Origin of the sequence: Marinobacter qingdaonensis (assembly GCF_034555935.1) — a bacterium.
Lineage (GTDB): Bacteria > Pseudomonadota > Gammaproteobacteria > Pseudomonadales > Oleiphilaceae > Marinobacter > Marinobacter qingdaonensis.
Window position 1 is genome coordinate 1,179,893 of record NZ_JAYDCJ010000003.1, and the last position, 14,444, is coordinate 1,194,336.

Below are 14,444 nucleotides of genomic sequence, written 5' to 3' on the forward strand. Positions count from 1 at the left end.
GGCAGCGCCGGAAGGGATTGATTAGGAGGGTTATTTAATCAATGACTTACGATCATTTCGGCGCGCCGATAAAAAGCACGGAAGTCGCATTGGCAGCTTACCCGGATGCCGTAGAATCGGAACAAACTCCCGAGCCTTTGGAACCGGTGATTATGAGCCCAGAGACGGTCCCGTCTGCTGTGCGGACTGCCAGCGTCCACGTGCGCGAACCGGCCCTGGCCGCCAGCCAGCTGGCCGCCCAGCTCCAGCACGAGCATCTGGGTTGCGTGCTGTTCTTCTGCTCGGCCGAATACCAGCTGGACCAGCTCGGCCCCGCCCTGGACGCCGCCTTTCCCGAGATCCGGGTCTGTGGCTGCACCTCCGCCGGTGAAATCACCCCCGAGGGTTACGGCCGCGGCTGCATTACCGCCATCGGTTTCGACCGCCGTTATTTCGCCATCGACTGCGCCCTGATCTCCTCCCTCGACCGGTTTGCCCTGCAGGACGCCCAGGGCGTCATCGACGGCCTGCTGGCCACCTGTCGCGACGCCCGGCTGGCGCCGGTCAAGGGCCACACCTTCGCCATTACCCTGCTGGATGGCCTGTCCAGTCGCGAGGAGCTGGTGCTGGCCACCCTGAACTCGGCCCTGGGCACCATTCCCCAGTTCGGTGGCTCCGCTGGTGACGACGAGCGCCTGGCCAATACCCACGTCTACTTCGATGGCCAGTTCCACTCCGGGGCCGCCACCGTGATGCTGGTCAACACGCCGCTGGATTTCCGGGTGTTTTCCACCCACCACATGGTCGATCGCCGCGAGAAACTGGTGGTGACCGACGCCTGCCCGGAGCGCCGCACGGTCAATGAACTGAATGCCGAGCCGGCGGCCCAGGCCTACGCCCGGGTGGTGGGTGTCCCGGTCGAGCAGCTCGACCGCAAGATCTTTGCCCTGCGCCCCCTGGGCGTGAAAATCGGCGGCCACTACTTTGTCCGCTCCATCCAGCGGGTCAATGCCGATGGCAGCCTGACCTTCTACTGCGCGGTGGAAACCGGCATCGTGATGACCGCGATGGAGCCCGAGGCCCTGCTCGACAGCGTGCGCCACCAGATCGAGGCGTCCGAGCGGGTGGTGGGCACGCCCCTGATCACCATCGGCTGCGACTGCTTCCTGCGCCGGCTGGAAGCGGAGCTGACCGGGGAAGTGGCGGCGGTGTCCGAGTTCATGCGCCACCACCGGGTCATCGGCTTCAACACCTACGGCGAGCAGTTCGACGGCATGCACATCAACCAGACGTTCACGGGGGTGGTGATTGGCCAGCCTGCTGCCCGTTCCTGACCCCACCCAGCCCTCGGCCGGGGAGCTGCAACAGCGCATTGACGCGCTGGAAGCGGAAAACCTGCGGTTGCGGCGCATTCGCGACGCCCTGATCGTGCGGGTGGAGTCGGGCGTGGCGCACAAACCCGAGCCCTACGCGGCGTTCGAGCACTCGGTGATCCTGGCCGAGCAGGTGCGTGAGCGCACCGACGCACTCAATCACGCCATGGAAGAGCTCAAGGCCAGCCACACCGCGGTCGACCGGGCCCGGGAAGAGGCGGAAACCACCCGCCAGCGGCTCAGTGACGCCATCGAAAGCATCGCCGACGGCTTTGTCCTGTTCGACCGTCACCATCGCCTGATTCAGAGCAACAGCCGGTTCTGCAGCTACTGGCGCGACGTCGGCGCGGTGGCGCCGGAGCCCGGTACCAGCGTGCAGGAGGTCAAGGCCCGGGCCGAGGCCTGCGGTCTGATCCTCGAGGAACACCACCACGACGACCCGGAAGGCTCGGTGTTCCTGCTGGCCAATCACCGCTGGGTCCAGGTCACCGAACGGGCGACCCGGGAGGGTGGTCTGGTGGTGCTCTATTCCGACATCACCGACGTCAAGAACAGCGAAATGATGCGTCGGATCAAGGCTCTGGAAGAGAGTGAGCGCTGGATCCGGGTGGTCACCGACCACGTGCCGGCGTTGATTGCCTACGTCGGCGCGGACATGACCGTGCAGTTCTGCAACAAGGTCTACGAGGCCTGGTACGACCGCGACGGTGCGCCCCTGCTGGGCCAGCGCCTGGACCAGATCCACAGCCCGGAGTTTTATCAGCGCCTGCTGCCCCAGATCCTCGAGGTCATGGATGGGCACAACGTCACCTTCGAACTGGAGGAGACCGGGCGCGGCGGCGAGGTGCGCTACATGCTCCGGTCCTACGTGCCCAACCTGGACGAGTTTGGCGACATCGTCGGCTTCTTCGTGCTGATCCGCGACATCACCGACCGACGCAAGACCGCGCTGGCGCTGGAACAGGCCTACGACGACCTGGAACGTCGGGTGAAGGAGCGCACCGCAGCCCTGACCGGCCTCAACCACAAGCTGCGGCAGGAAATCTCGGAGCGGGCGGCGGTCGAGGCGCGGCTGCGCGACGCCAAGCTCGAGGCTGAGCGCGCCAACATGTCCAAGACCAAATTCCTGGCCGCGGTCAGCCACGATCTGCTGCAACCCCTGAACGCCGCCAGGCTGTTCACCAGTGCGCTGCTGGAGCAGAGCTTCGGGCCCAAGGCCGAGGGCCTGGTGCGCTCGGTCAGCACCTCCCTGGACGATGTTGAAAACCTGCTCGGCACCCTGGTGGATATCTCCAAGCTCGATGCCGGGGTGATCAAGCCGGACGTGATGGCGTTCGACCTGCGCGACCTGCTCAACAACATCGCCCGGGAATTCCGGCAGATGGCCCAGGCCGAGGGCCTGCGGCTCGATTTCGTCCCCTGCTCGGCGGTGGTGGAATCCGACTCCCAGCTGCTGGCGCGAATCCTGCGCAACTTCCTGACCAACGCCATTCGCTACACCCGCAGCGGCCGCATCCTGCTCGGTTGCCGGCGCGAGGGCGAGGACATCTGGCTGCAGGTCTGGGACACCGGACCGGGCATTCCCGAGGACAAGCTGACCGAGATCTTCCAGGAATTCAAACGCATCCGGCCCAGCGGCGCCCCGGCGGACAAGGGCCTGGGCCTGGGGCTGGCCATTGTCGACAAGATCGCGCGCATGCTCGGCCACGAGGTCCGGGTGTCCTCGGTGGAAGGCAAGGGCTCGGTGTTCAGCGTGCGTGTGCCCCTGGGCCGGCTGCAGCCGTCACGGCCGGTGGTGACCGCGCCCCTGGCGCTGCCCGGGGACGGCCTGGACGGTGCCCGGGTCTGGGTGATCGACAACGACCGGGCCATCTGCCAGGGCATGCAAACGCTGCTGGAGGGCTGGTCGTGCCAGGTGGTGACGGCGGTGTCCCTGACCGACCTGGAGCGTCAGCTGGTGATCGAGACCAGCCCGGTCGACCTGATCCTGGCCGACTACCACCTGGACAACGACGAAAACGGCGTCGATGTGGTCGACGCCATCAACCGGCGACGGCGCACGCCGGCGCCGGTGTTGATGATCACCGCCAATTATTCCAACGAGCTGAAGCAGCAGATCCGTGACCTGGGCTTCCTGTTGATGAACAAGCCGGTGAAACCGTTGAAGTTGCGCAGTGTGCTGCACCATGTGGTGCACAATCGGCGGTGACGGGCGGTAGCGACGGCGCCGCCACCGCCGCCGGTCAGCGTTTCAGGTACTGGCTGAAATCGACGTCGCTGGCGGACAGGATGGCCTGGACCCGGTTGTGCACCCCGAGTTTGCGCAGGATGGCGGAGACGTGCGCCTTGACCGTGGTCTCGGCGATGTTGAGGTTGTAGGCAATCTGCTTGTTGGATTCGCCCTTGGACATGCGCTCCAGCACCAGCAGCTGGCGCCGGGTCAGTGAGTTCAGCAGCTCCGGGGAAATCGGGTTGTCGTCGTTACGGCTGCGGCGCTGCCGGTTCTCGTTGCCAGTGCGGATGATGTCCGACGGCAGGTAGACGTTGCCGTTGAGGATCTGCTGGATGGCCTCGGTCATCTGGGCCCGGGGCGAGGACTTGGTGATGAAGCCCACCGCGCCGTAGGTGATCGCCTGCAGCACCACCTGTTTGTCTTCCTCCGCCGACACGATCACCACCGGAATGCTGGGCGCCTCGTTGCGCAGGGTGATGAGGCCGTTCAGGCCGTGCATGCCGGGCATGTTCAGGTCGAGCAGGATCAGATCCAGATCGTCGTTGTTGCGAGTCAGTTCCAGGGCACTGTCGAGGTCGTCGGTCTCGATGATCTCGCTGCCCTCGAAGCCGGACGCGATCACACTGCTGATGGCTTCCCGGAACAGCGGGTGGTCGTCGGCGATCAGAATTTTGTACGCAGGCTCCATGACTGCCTCTGCCTGTTTGTTGTCGGTATCGGCGCGGGTTCCGGAATCATCATAGCGGTTTTCCGGCGAGAGTGCGGCATCAAGCTCGTTCAGCATGACAATCTCCTTGGCAGAGGCGTTCAAGCCATGCCTCTGCTTATTCTTGTGATAGTGCCATTACACGCCATTACCCCCATCGGTTGAATGCGACCATCGCACCAAAAAACAGGCACCAAAGTACTATTCTGGATGCCTGGCGGGCTTCGTATCGTGCAGGTATGAAGCAATCAACGTGCAGCGAATCAAGGTGGTGGCAACGGCCGATGCGCCGGTGGGGCACCCTGGTGGCGGGCCTGCTGCTGAGCGCGGCGGCGTCGGCCGAGCCGGTGCTGACCCTCAGCGTGTTGCAGGCCGGCACCGCCCACTGGGAGCTCGACCACCTCCAGCACGCCGGGCTCGATCGGGCCAACGGCTACCGGCTCGAGTTGCGCCCGGTGGCGAACCTGCCGGCGTCCCGGCTGGCGGTGACCAGTGGCAGTGTCCAGGGCGCGGTTGCCGACCTGCTCTGGGCCCAGGCCCGGTATGAGGCCGGGGTGCCCTACCTGTACCTGCCGTTTTCGTCCCAGATCGGTGACCTGGTGGTGGCCGAGGCGTCCCCCATCCGGTCCTTGGCCGACCTGTCCGGTCGGCGGCTCGGGGTGGCCGGCGGCCCGGACAGCAAGGGCTGGATCCTGCTGCAACGGGTGGCGGCGCAACAGGGGCTGGACCTGGCCGCCAGTGTCGACCTGCAGTTCGGCGCACCGCCTTTGCTCAGCCAGGCCCTGAAACGCGGCCAGGTCGATGCCATCGTCACCTACTGGCACTTCGCCGCCCGGCTCAAAGGCCAGGGTGGCTGGCGCTCGGCATTCCGGCTCGAGGAGCTGCTGACGGCCCTGGACCTGGATCCGAACCTGCCGGTGCTGGGCTATGTGTTTCCGAAAGCCTGGGCCGACGACCACCCGGACCTGATTGCCCGCTTTGCCCGCTCGGTGGCGCAGGCCAAGCAATCCCTGGCGGATGACCCGGACCATTGGCAGCGCCTGGCCCCGTTGATGCAGGACCCGAGCGCCGGGGAACTGGCGGCGCTGCGCGAGGGCTATCTGGCGGGCCGACCGCAACCCTTGACCGAAAAGCGCCTGGCCGACCTGCACACCTTGCTGGCCCTGACCGGCGCGAATGGACGCCGGCTGATGCCGGCCCAGCTGTTTGTTGGAGCCGACCGGTGACGGCCGGGGGCGGCCAGCCGCCGCTGTGGAGTTACTGGGTGGTGCTGCCGGCGACCGTCCTGGTCTGGGCGGCCCTGGCCGCGGGCCTGGACACGGCGCTGCTGCCGACCCCGGGTGCGGTGTTGACCACCCTGGGCGCGGAGGCGGTGAACGGCGAGCTCTGGCGCCACTTGAGCGCCACCCTGGCCCGGGTGGCGGTGGCCTTTGCCCTGGCGATGCTGCTGGGCACGGTCATCGGCAGCGCCCTGGGCCGCTCGGCCCGGCTCAATGCCCTGTTCGACCCATTGCTGGTGGTGCTGCTGAACCTGCCGGCGCTGGTCACCATCATCCTCATGTACGTCTGGTTTGGCCTGGTGGAGGTGGCGGCCCTGCTCGCGGTGATCATCAACAAGGTGCCCAACGTGGCGGTGACCGTGCGCGAGGGGGCCCGAAGCCTCGACGTCAAGCTGGAACAGATGGCCCGGGCCTACCGGTTCACCCGCTGGCAGTGGCTGCGGGAAGTCTGGTTGCCGCAGATGTTTCCCTACCTGATGGCGGCGACCCGGGGCGGCCTGGCGTTGATCTGGAAGATCGTGCTGGTGGTGGAGCTGCTGGGCCGATCCAGCGGCGTCGGCTTCAAGCTGCACATGGCGTTTCAGGTGTTCGACGTGGCCACCATTCTGGCCTACAGCCTGGCGTTCATCGCCGTGGTCCAGGTCATCGAGCTGGCCATCCTGCAGCCCCTGGAGCGTCGCGCCAGCCGCTGGCGTCGACCGGAGGTGGCCCATGCTTGAACTGAACATCGGCGGCCTCGGCTTTCAGCGGCCGGTGCTGGGCGCCATCAGCACCCGCGTCGCGCGTGGCGACCGGGTGTGCCTGCTGGGGCCGTCCGGGGTCGGCAAGACCACCCTGCTCAACGCCATTGCCGGGCTGGATCGTGACCGGCGGGGTACCGTCGCTCGCGCGGCAGAGCCGGTACGCATCGGTTACCTGTTCCAGGAGCACCGACTCCTGCCCTGGCGCAGCCTGCGCCAGAACCTGAAAATCGTCGGCGCCACCGACGGTGAGGCGGACCGGCTGCTGATGGCGGTGGGCCTGGCCGGCTACGGCCACCTGCTGCCCGACCAGGTCTCCCTGGGCATGGCCCGACGTGCGGCCCTGGCCCGGGCCATGGCGGTCAAGCCCGATCTGCTGCTGTTGGACGAACCCTTCGCCTCGTTGGACCCGGTACGAGCCGACGACCTCAAACGGCTGATCCTGGAGCTGCTGGCCCAGCATCCACGCATGGGGCTGGTGTGCGTCACCCACGACGCCCGGGACGCGGCCGAACTGGCCACCCGGCTCTGGTACCTCAACGGCGAGCCGGCGCGCCTGCAGTGGGACGCACCAGTGGCCGCCGGTGACGACGTCGGGCAAATCCTGGAAGCGCTGAGAACGCCCGAGCGGGTGGGTTGACTGCCTCGGCCCCGGGGCGACGGGGCCGGCAGCCATGGCGGCTCAGGCCGGGCGGTTGCCCAGGATGCGGGTGCGCTGGGGCTTGAAGCCGGCGGTCGCCAGCAGCGCCAGCACCAGGGTCACGCCGGCGGCAATCCCGAAGGCCTGCGGATTCCAGGTCAGGTACAGGGAGAACCGGATCGCCTCCACCGCGTGGGTGAACGGATTGAACTGGCACAGCCAGTACAGCCACGGGCTGGCTTCGTTCATCCGCCACAGCGGGTAGAGCGCCGAGGACAGGAAAAACATCGGGAAGATCACGAAGTTCATCACCCCGGCAAAATTCTCCAGCTGCTTCACCCAGGTGGCGATCAGCAGCCCCAGGGCGCCGAGCATCAGGCTGGTCAGGATCAGCGCCGGCAGCACCGCCAGGTACCCCCACCCGGGCGGCTCCACGTCCACCAGCCGCGCCAGCAGCAGAAACAGGTAGACCTGGGCGATGGAGACACCGCCCATGGCCAGCAGCTTGGTGACCAGCAGGAACGGGCGGGGCAGGGGGCTGGTCAGCAGCACCCGCATGCTGCCCAATTCCCGGTCGTACACCATGGACAGCGCCCCCTGCATGCTGTTGAACAGGATGATCATGCCGCACAGGCCGGGGGCAATGTAGGTTTCGTAGGTGATGTAGGTGTCGTAGGGCGGAATGATGGAAATGCCCAGCACCGCCCGGAACCCGGCGGCGAACACCACCAGCCAGAGCAGGGGGCGCACCAGGGCGCTGGCAAAGCGGGTGCGCTGCTGCCAGAACCTCAGCCATTCGCGGGTCTGGATCCCGACAAAGCCATGCCAGTAGTGGGACAGGTTCATCATCAGCCGGCTCCGGTGAGGGTGTGGAAAGTCGTCGCCAGGTCGCCGCTGCCCTGCTCGGCACAGAGCCGGTGACCGTCGCCGTCGGCCAGCAGCTGGCCCCGGTGCAGGATCAGCACCCGGTCGTCGTTGCGCACCTCCTCGATCAGGTGGGTGGCCCAGAGGACGGTCAGGCCGTCCTGCGCGCACAGGTCCCGGACGTGACTGTTCAGGGCATTGCGACTGGCGATGTCGAGCCCGGCGGTGGCCTCGTCCAGCAGCAGGATGCTGGGCTGGTGCAGCAGGGCCCGGGCAATTTCCACCCGCCGGCGGTGGCCGCCGTTGAGCTGGCGCACCGCGTCGTCGGCCCGCTCCAGCAGGCCAAAGCGTTCCAGTTCGCGCTGGCTGCGGGCGCGCGCGGTTCGGCGCGACAGACCGTGCAGAGCGGCGTGATAATGCAGGTTCTGGCGCACCGTGAGATCGAGGTCCAGAGCGTTCTGCTGGAACACCACACCCAGCTGGCGCATGGCCTCGGCCGGGTGCTGCTTCAGGGAACGCCCGGCCAGCAGCAGGTCGCCCTGCTGCAGCGCCAGCAGTCGGGTGAGCAGGCCGAACAGCGTGGACTTGCCGGCGCCGTTCGGGCCCAGTAACGCGTGAAAGCGGCCCGCCGTCAGAGTGAAGCTGACCTCCTTCAGCACCGGCTGCTCGCCGTAGCGGAAACCGATGTTGCGGGCGTCAATGGTCATGACGAGGGATCGATGACCACGCCCCAGGGGTAGCGGCCGACCTTGATCGACTTGAGCACCTTCAGTTCCTCGACATCAATTACCGAGACATCGCCGGACACGCCGTTGGTGGTGTACAGGTGCTTCTCGTCCTTGTCGAGGTCGAGCTGCCAGACCCGAGCACCGACCAGCAGGTAATCCAGCACCTCGTAGGTCTGGGCGTCGACCACGGCCACGTGGTTGGACGGGCCGAGGGCCACGAAGGCGTACTTGCCGTCGGAGGTCAGCTCGATGCCCACCGGCTGGACCCGGTCCTGATTGACCCCGGGCACCTTGAAACTCATCTCGTGAACCTGCTCCAGCTTGTCGACATCGATGATGTGCACGGTGCCCCCAATCTCCGCCGAGGCCCAGGCGATCTTGCTGTCCCTGGTGAATTCCACGTGCCGCGGACGCTGGCCGACGACGATGTTCTTCTCGATCTTGAAGGTCTCGGTGTTGATCCAGTGCAGCATGCTGGTGGTTTCCGAGGTGTTCACCGCCCACTTGCCATCCGGGCTGACCGCCATGCCTTCCGGCTCGATGCCCACGTCGATCTGGGCCAGGACGTCCTTGGTGTCCACGTCCACCACGGTGACGATGGCGTCGTCCTCGTTGGCGATGTACAGGTGCTTGTTGTTCGGGTGCAGGGCGAACTGCTCCGGGTCCTCGCCCGAGGGCAGGGTATCGATGATCTTCCGGGTTGCCAGGTCCAGCACCTGAACGGTGTCGTCGTCACTGGCGCAGATGTACAGCTTGGAGTGGTCCTTGGACAGCAGGATGCCCCGTGGGCGCTGCCCGACGTTGATGGTGTCCAGCACGCTCTGGGTCTCGGTGTCGATGATCGACAGGGTGTCGTCCTTCTCGTTCGAGACGTAGGCCAGACTGGCGAAGGCCGGGGTCGACAGGCCAATCATCGCGGCCAGGGCGGTTCTCTTGATCAGTGTGGTCATCGTAGTAGTCCCGATTTTATTGTTGGGGGGTCAGTGGACCCGACATTGGCTTTCGGGCCGGTCATAGCCCAGGGTGTCCATCTGGTTGTGCGGGTGCAGGAAACCGTCGAACGGTGCCTGGGCCACCAGCCCGCGGGGATGAACCAACGGGATGGGTTGGCGGAGTTGGCCATTCCAGTCCCGATACGTCAGTTTTCGGCCCTTGAATCCGGCCAGCTGGAATTGGTCGCTGAACAGGAACGAACGGATCTCGCTGGCGCTGGCGCTGTTCAGTTCGGTGACCGCGGTGCCGATGCTGCGCACCGCGGCCCAGGCGGCGTAGTCCTCGCCGGTCATGTCGCGGTCGGCCAGCTCCCGAAACCGGTTCTGTAATTGGGCCGCGCCCCAGTTTTCCACCACCCGATGCCAGGCCACCGGCGTCATGCCCTGGGTGCCGACCACCGGTCGTGGCAGCCAGGTGTTGAAGGGCACGTACTCGCCAAAGTCGCCGCGCACGTCGGCCACTACCACGGCGTCGTAATCGTCGGCCTGGGTAAACAGCGGCAGTTCCTTGGCGGCGGTGCGGCGCAGGTCGGCGTCGAAGGTCCAGGGCTTGTCCTCGACCAGTTTGAGGCCGAAGCGTTTGGCGGTGCGGCGGAAGGCGCTGGCCCAGGCCAGGTCGTCGTCCGTGGGGCCGGTGATCAGAAACAGTTGCTTCCAGCGACGCTGATTGAGCCACTGGCCCAGGGCATCGGTGAGCATGGCAAAGCTGGGTATGGTGTGAATCACCCCAGGCAGGCAGGAGGTGGTCCGCAGGTGGTCGTCCTTGGCGCCGGCGTTGACCAGCAGCAGATCGTCAGAGCCGTCCCTTTGGGCCAGGGCCTGCAGGCTCGGACCCGGAACCCGAAGTACGAACAGGCGGATACCCTGGCCCCGGAGCTCGTCGAAGGCCGCCGTCACCTCGTCGGCGGAGCTGACCTGCCGGCTGTCCAGGAGGTAGCTCTGGCCGAGAAAGCGGCCGGTGGTGGCGTTGTCGGCCATGCCGAGTTCGGCGCCGCGCAAGCCGGCGTCGGCCGGTTCCGGAAGCACGTTTGACAGCACCGGGCCGGTGTCCGGTACCCACTGGATGTAGCCGACCCGAACCTCAAGCGACTCGGCGTGCAGCGCCGCCAGGGGGCTGAACCAGAGCAGGAGTATCAGGGCCAGCAGTCGTGTGTGTTGGCAGCCGGGCATGGGGGCAGACTCCCTTTTGTTGTTGTCTTCCGCCCAGCATAGAGAGGGCAAATGCCCCCGGAAATATTCAAAAAGTTGGAATCAGGCAGTACCAAAGTATCGGTTTTGCTGCGCACTACCGGTCACCTACGACCAAGGAAGTAATCCAACGCCTCCAAAGTGGCATTCGGGACGCCGCTGCGGATTCCTAGACTGACAGTCAGCGTGTTGGTTCATCCCGAACCCTGTGAGCCAACGCATGGGAAACCGCAGAGGTAAACACAATGACAACATCCACTTCACTCAAAATTCTGGTTGCCTCAGCGCTGCTGCTGGTGGCCACCACGCTGCTGCTGGCCGCCGGTCAGGCCCGCGGCCATGGCAATGTCACCCCCCAGGACGTCGACACCGGCGGCCTGCCGGAGTTGGGGGACGAGGTGCGTGCCGAGAACCCGTTCCGCGAAGGTAACGAGCTGGGCAAATTCAATGCCGAGGCCGTGGCGGTGGGTGAGAGCGCCTACGCCGGCAACTGCGCGGTGTGCCACGGCATTCGCGCCATGTCCGGCGGTCTGACCCCGGACCTGCGGGAACTGACCGTGTGGGACGACGAGTACTACATCACCCGGGTGCGCAACGGTACCGATCGCGGTATGCCAGCCTGGAAGAAAACCCTCGACCAGAACGCCATGTGGGCCATCAAGAGCTACGTGGAGTCCCTGCCGAAGCCGGAGTGATGGCTGAGGTCGTGTTGAGACTGTGAACCGGGCCGGCTGCTACGCCGGCCCTTCGTCGTTGGGGGAAAAAGATGAAGAATGTCCTGTTAGTTCTGCTCCTGATGCTGACCTGTGCCACCGCTTGGGCCCAGGAAGTCAACGATGGCAACCAGCTGCTGAATCGGCCGGCCGACCGGACCTACGACATCATTCTCGAGTCCGGGTACCTCAAGGTTGGCGTCTACGAAAACTTTCCACCCTATTCCTACGCCGTTGACGGCGAGCCCCGGGGCATCGACGTCGAGTTGGGCCGACGGATCGCCAAGGAGATGGGGGTGGAGTTCCGGGTGCATTGGATCACCCCCGACGAGAACCTGGGGGACGACCTGCGCAACAACGTGTGGAAGGGCCACTACCTGGCCAAGCAGCGGCTGGCGGATGTGATGATGCGGGTGCCCTACGACAAGCAGTACGCCTACATGCAGGATTCCACCGGCGAGTACATTAACGAGCAGGTGGTGCTGTTCGGACCCTATCAGCAGGAAACCTGGCAGATCGCCTACGACCCCGACAAGCTCGAGAGCGTGAAAACCGTGGCCGTGTTCCAGTACCACCCCATCGGGGTGGAAATTGACACCCTGCCGGATTTCTACCTGAGTTCGGGCCTTGGGGGCCGCCTGCGGGAGCAGGTCCACCATTACCGCAACGTGGCCGACGCCTTTGCCGCCATGCGCCGGGGCGAGGTGAGCGCGGTCATGGGCATGCGCGCAGAGATCGATCACGAGCTGGGCAAACCCGACAACGCCCGATTCCAGTTGGCCGGTAATGGTTTCCCAGGCATCGGTAAGCAGGTCTGGGACGTTGGCATGGCCATCAAGCACACCCATCGGCAGTTGGGCTACGCCCTGGAAGCCATCGTCGACCGGCTGGTGCGCAGCGGTGACCTGAATCGCCTGTTTGCCGGGCTCGAGTTGCGGTACAGCGTGCCCCAGTACTACCGGGAATTTCTGGAGCCAGAAGCCCTGGCCCAGGCTGCTGGCGAGTAAGTCGCGGGTCGCAGTCGTACTACCAAGTGATGAGAAAACCTGTTCGGGGGAGCAATTGTTGCGGTACGGCTGAGCGCGAAGAATCGGTACACAGGCGGGAAGATTTCCCGTTTTCCGAGAAACCGACAACAAGAGAATTGGAGAGCGCAACCATGAGATCGAACAAGTTCGGTACCCGCATTGCGACCAGCGCCCTGGCGCTCGCGGTGTCTTTCGGGGCCCAGGCGGTCACCGACCAGGACATCATGAACGACGATAAGACACCGGGCGATGTCGTTACCTACGGCATGGGCCTGCAGGGTCAGCGGTTCAGCACCCTGGACACCCTCAACCGGGACAACATCCAGTACCTGCAACCGGTCTGGGCCTTCTCCTTCGGCAGCGAGAAAATGCGCGGCCAGGAAGCCCAGCCGATGGTCAAGGACGGTGTGATGTACGTCACCGCCTCCTATTCGCGGGTCTACGCCATCGATGTCAAAACCGGTGAGGAAATCTGGCAGTACGACGCCCGCCTGCCCGATGGCATCATGCCCTGCTGTGACGTGGTCAACCGGGGCGTGGCCCTGTACGACGACAAGGTCATCTTCGGCACCCTGGACGCCAAGCTGGTCGCCCTGAACAAGGACACCGGCAAGCCCATGTGGATCAAGAAGGTCGAAGACTACCAGGCCGGTTACGCCATCACCGCGGCGCCCATTGTCGTCAACGGCAAAGTCATCACCGGCGTGTCCGGCGGCGAGTTCGGTATTGTCGGCAAGGTCGAGGCCTATGACGCCAACACCGGTGAACTGGTCTGGACCCGGCCGACCGTTGAAGGCCACATGGGCTACGTCTACAAGGACGGCAAGGCCATCGAGAATGGCATTTCCGGCGGCGAGGCCGGCAAGACCTGGCCCGGTGATATGTGGAAAAACGGCGGCGCGGCCACCTGGCTGGGCGGCACCTACGACCCGGACACCAACTCGCTGTTCTTCGGTACCGGTAACCCGGCGCCCTGGAACTCGCACCTGCGTCCGGGTGACAACCTGTTCTCCTCTTCCCGGCTCGCCATCGATCCGGACGACGGCAGCATCAAGTGGCACTTCCAGACCACGCCCCACGACGGCTGGGACTACGACGGCGTCAACGAGCTGGTCTCGTTCGACTACAGCGACAACGGCAAGACCGTGAAGGCCGCCGCCACCGCCGACCGTAACGGCTTCATGTACGTGCTCAACCGGGAGAACGGCGACTTCATCCGCGGCTTCCCGTTCGTCGACAAGATCACCTGGGCCGAGGGCCTGGATCCCAAGACCGGTCGTCCGATCTTCACCGAGGGCGGGCGCCCGGGTGACCCGGCCGCGATGGACGGCAAGAAAGGCGAACAGGTGCTGGCGCAGCCGGCGTTCCTGGGCGGCAAGAACTGGATGCCCATGTCCTACAGCAAGAGCACCGGACTGTTCTACGTACCGTCCAACGAGTGGGCGATGGACATCTGGAACGAGCCGGTCTCCTACAAGAAGGGCGCGGCCTTCCTGGGTGCCGGTTTCACCATCAAGCCGGCTAACGATGACTACATCGGTGTGCTGCGGGCCATGGATCCGAAAACCGGTGAGGAAGTCTGGCGCTACGAGAACACCGCGCCGCTGTGGGGTGGTGTGATGACCACCGCCGGTAACCTGGTGCTGACCGGTACGCCGGAAGGCTACCTGAAGGCCTTCGACGCCAAGACCGGCGAGGAACTGTACAAGTTCAACACCGGTTCCGGGGTAGTCGGCACGCCGGTGACCTGGGAAATGGACGGCGAGCAGTACGTGTCAGTGCTGTCGGGCTGGGGCGGTGCCGTTCCCCTGTGGGGTGGTGAAGTGGCCAAGGTGGTCAAGGACTTCAACCAGGGCGGCATGGTCTGGACCTTCAAACTGCCGAAGGATCGCGTTGCATCGAACTGAGTTCTTCATGTGAGTGTCTCTTGGGCTGCCGTTTGGCAGCCCTTTTTTTTGGCCGCAACCCGCGGCCGCAGCT

Annotated in this window: 13 protein-coding genes; 8 read left to right on the forward strand and 5 right to left on the reverse strand. The window is 65.3% G+C overall.

The window, feature by feature from the left end; translation table 11 throughout:
- The first annotated feature begins 152 nt into the window (after positions 1 to 152).
- The gene (nosP, locus tag U5822_RS08535; RefSeq protein ID WP_322855205.1) at positions 153 to 1,313 is read left to right on the forward strand and encodes a nitric oxide-sensing protein NosP; all 1,161 of its coding nucleotides are present in this window, start codon (positions 153 to 155) and stop codon (positions 1,311 to 1,313) included.
- Positions 1,288 to 3,561, forward strand: a complete 2,274-nt coding sequence (locus U5822_RS08540) for a NahK/ErcS family hybrid sensor histidine kinase/response regulator (RefSeq protein ID WP_425258960.1) — start codon at positions 1,288 to 1,290, stop codon at positions 3,559 to 3,561. Before nosP ends, U5822_RS08540 begins: the two co-directional genes overlap by 26 nt.
- 34 nt (positions 3,562 to 3,595) lie before the next feature.
- On the opposite strand, the gene U5822_RS08545 is transcribed toward U5822_RS08540, so the two are convergent.
- On the reverse strand, positions 3,596 to 4,273 hold the full coding sequence (locus U5822_RS08545) for a response regulator transcription factor (RefSeq protein WP_322856902.1): 678 nt from the start codon (positions 4,271 to 4,273) through the stop codon (positions 3,596 to 3,598).
- Positions 4,274 to 4,575: 302 nt separating this feature from the next.
- On the opposite strand from U5822_RS08545, the gene U5822_RS08550 reads away from it, so the two are divergent.
- From U5822_RS08550 to U5822_RS08560, 3 genes are read left to right on the forward strand one after another with little or no spacing between them, the layout of a single operon-like run.
- Positions 4,576 to 5,517, forward strand: coding sequence for an ABC transporter substrate-binding protein (locus U5822_RS08550; protein ID WP_322856903.1), 942 nt, complete (start codon positions 4,576 to 4,578; stop codon positions 5,515 to 5,517).
- Complete coding sequence (locus tag U5822_RS08555; RefSeq protein ID WP_322855206.1) at positions 5,514 to 6,290, forward strand: ABC transporter permease; 777 nt, start codon at positions 5,514 to 5,516, stop codon at positions 6,288 to 6,290. Before U5822_RS08550 ends, U5822_RS08555 begins: the two co-directional genes overlap by 4 nt.
- Positions 6,283 to 6,951, forward strand: a complete 669-nt coding sequence (locus U5822_RS08560) for an ATP-binding cassette domain-containing protein (RefSeq protein WP_322855207.1) — start codon at positions 6,283 to 6,285, stop codon at positions 6,949 to 6,951. Before U5822_RS08555 ends, U5822_RS08560 begins: the two co-directional genes overlap by 8 nt.
- A 42-nt stretch (positions 6,952 to 6,993) precedes the next feature.
- Here U5822_RS08560 and U5822_RS08565 read toward each other — a convergent pair whose 3' ends face one another.
- From U5822_RS08565 to U5822_RS08580, 4 genes are read right to left on the reverse strand one after another with little or no spacing between them, the layout of a single operon-like run.
- Positions 6,994 to 7,797, reverse strand: a complete 804-nt coding sequence (locus U5822_RS08565; RefSeq protein WP_322856904.1) for an ABC transporter permease — start codon at positions 7,795 to 7,797, stop codon at positions 6,994 to 6,996.
- Between the two features lie 2 nt (positions 7,798 to 7,799).
- On the reverse strand, positions 7,800 to 8,522 hold the full coding sequence (locus tag U5822_RS08570) for an ABC transporter ATP-binding protein (RefSeq protein WP_322855208.1): 723 nt from the start codon (positions 8,520 to 8,522) through the stop codon (positions 7,800 to 7,802).
- Positions 8,519 to 9,493: a YVTN family beta-propeller repeat protein gene (locus U5822_RS08575; RefSeq protein WP_322855209.1), complete on the reverse strand. Its 975-nt coding sequence runs from the start codon at positions 9,491 to 9,493 to the stop codon at positions 8,519 to 8,521. The genes U5822_RS08570 and U5822_RS08575 overlap by 4 nt, the downstream gene beginning before the upstream one ends.
- A 30-nt stretch (positions 9,494 to 9,523) precedes the next feature.
- Positions 9,524 to 10,705 carry an ABC transporter substrate-binding protein gene (locus U5822_RS08580; RefSeq protein WP_322855210.1) on the reverse strand — a complete coding sequence of 394 codons (1,182 nt, stop codon included), beginning with the start codon at positions 10,703 to 10,705 and terminating at the stop codon, positions 9,524 to 9,526.
- 263 nt (positions 10,706 to 10,968) lie between these two features.
- Between U5822_RS08580 and pedF the strand changes: the two genes are divergently transcribed.
- The 3 genes from pedF (at position 10,969) to U5822_RS08595 (ending at position 14,371) form a co-directional block, all read left to right on the forward strand.
- Complete coding sequence (pedF, locus tag U5822_RS08585) at positions 10,969 to 11,418, forward strand: cytochrome c-550 PedF (RefSeq protein ID WP_322855211.1); 450 nt, start codon at positions 10,969 to 10,971, stop codon at positions 11,416 to 11,418.
- 71 nt (positions 11,419 to 11,489) lie between these two features.
- Entirely contained in the window at positions 11,490 to 12,443 is a 954-nt protein-coding gene (locus U5822_RS08590; protein ID WP_322855212.1) for a substrate-binding periplasmic protein, read from the forward strand.
- A gap of 152 nt (positions 12,444 to 12,595) precedes the next feature.
- The gene (locus U5822_RS08595; protein WP_322855213.1) at positions 12,596 to 14,371 is read left to right on the forward strand and encodes a PQQ-dependent methanol/ethanol family dehydrogenase; all 1,776 of its coding nucleotides are present in this window, start codon (positions 12,596 to 12,598) and stop codon (positions 14,369 to 14,371) included.
- Positions 14,372 to 14,444: the final 73 nt, after the last annotated feature.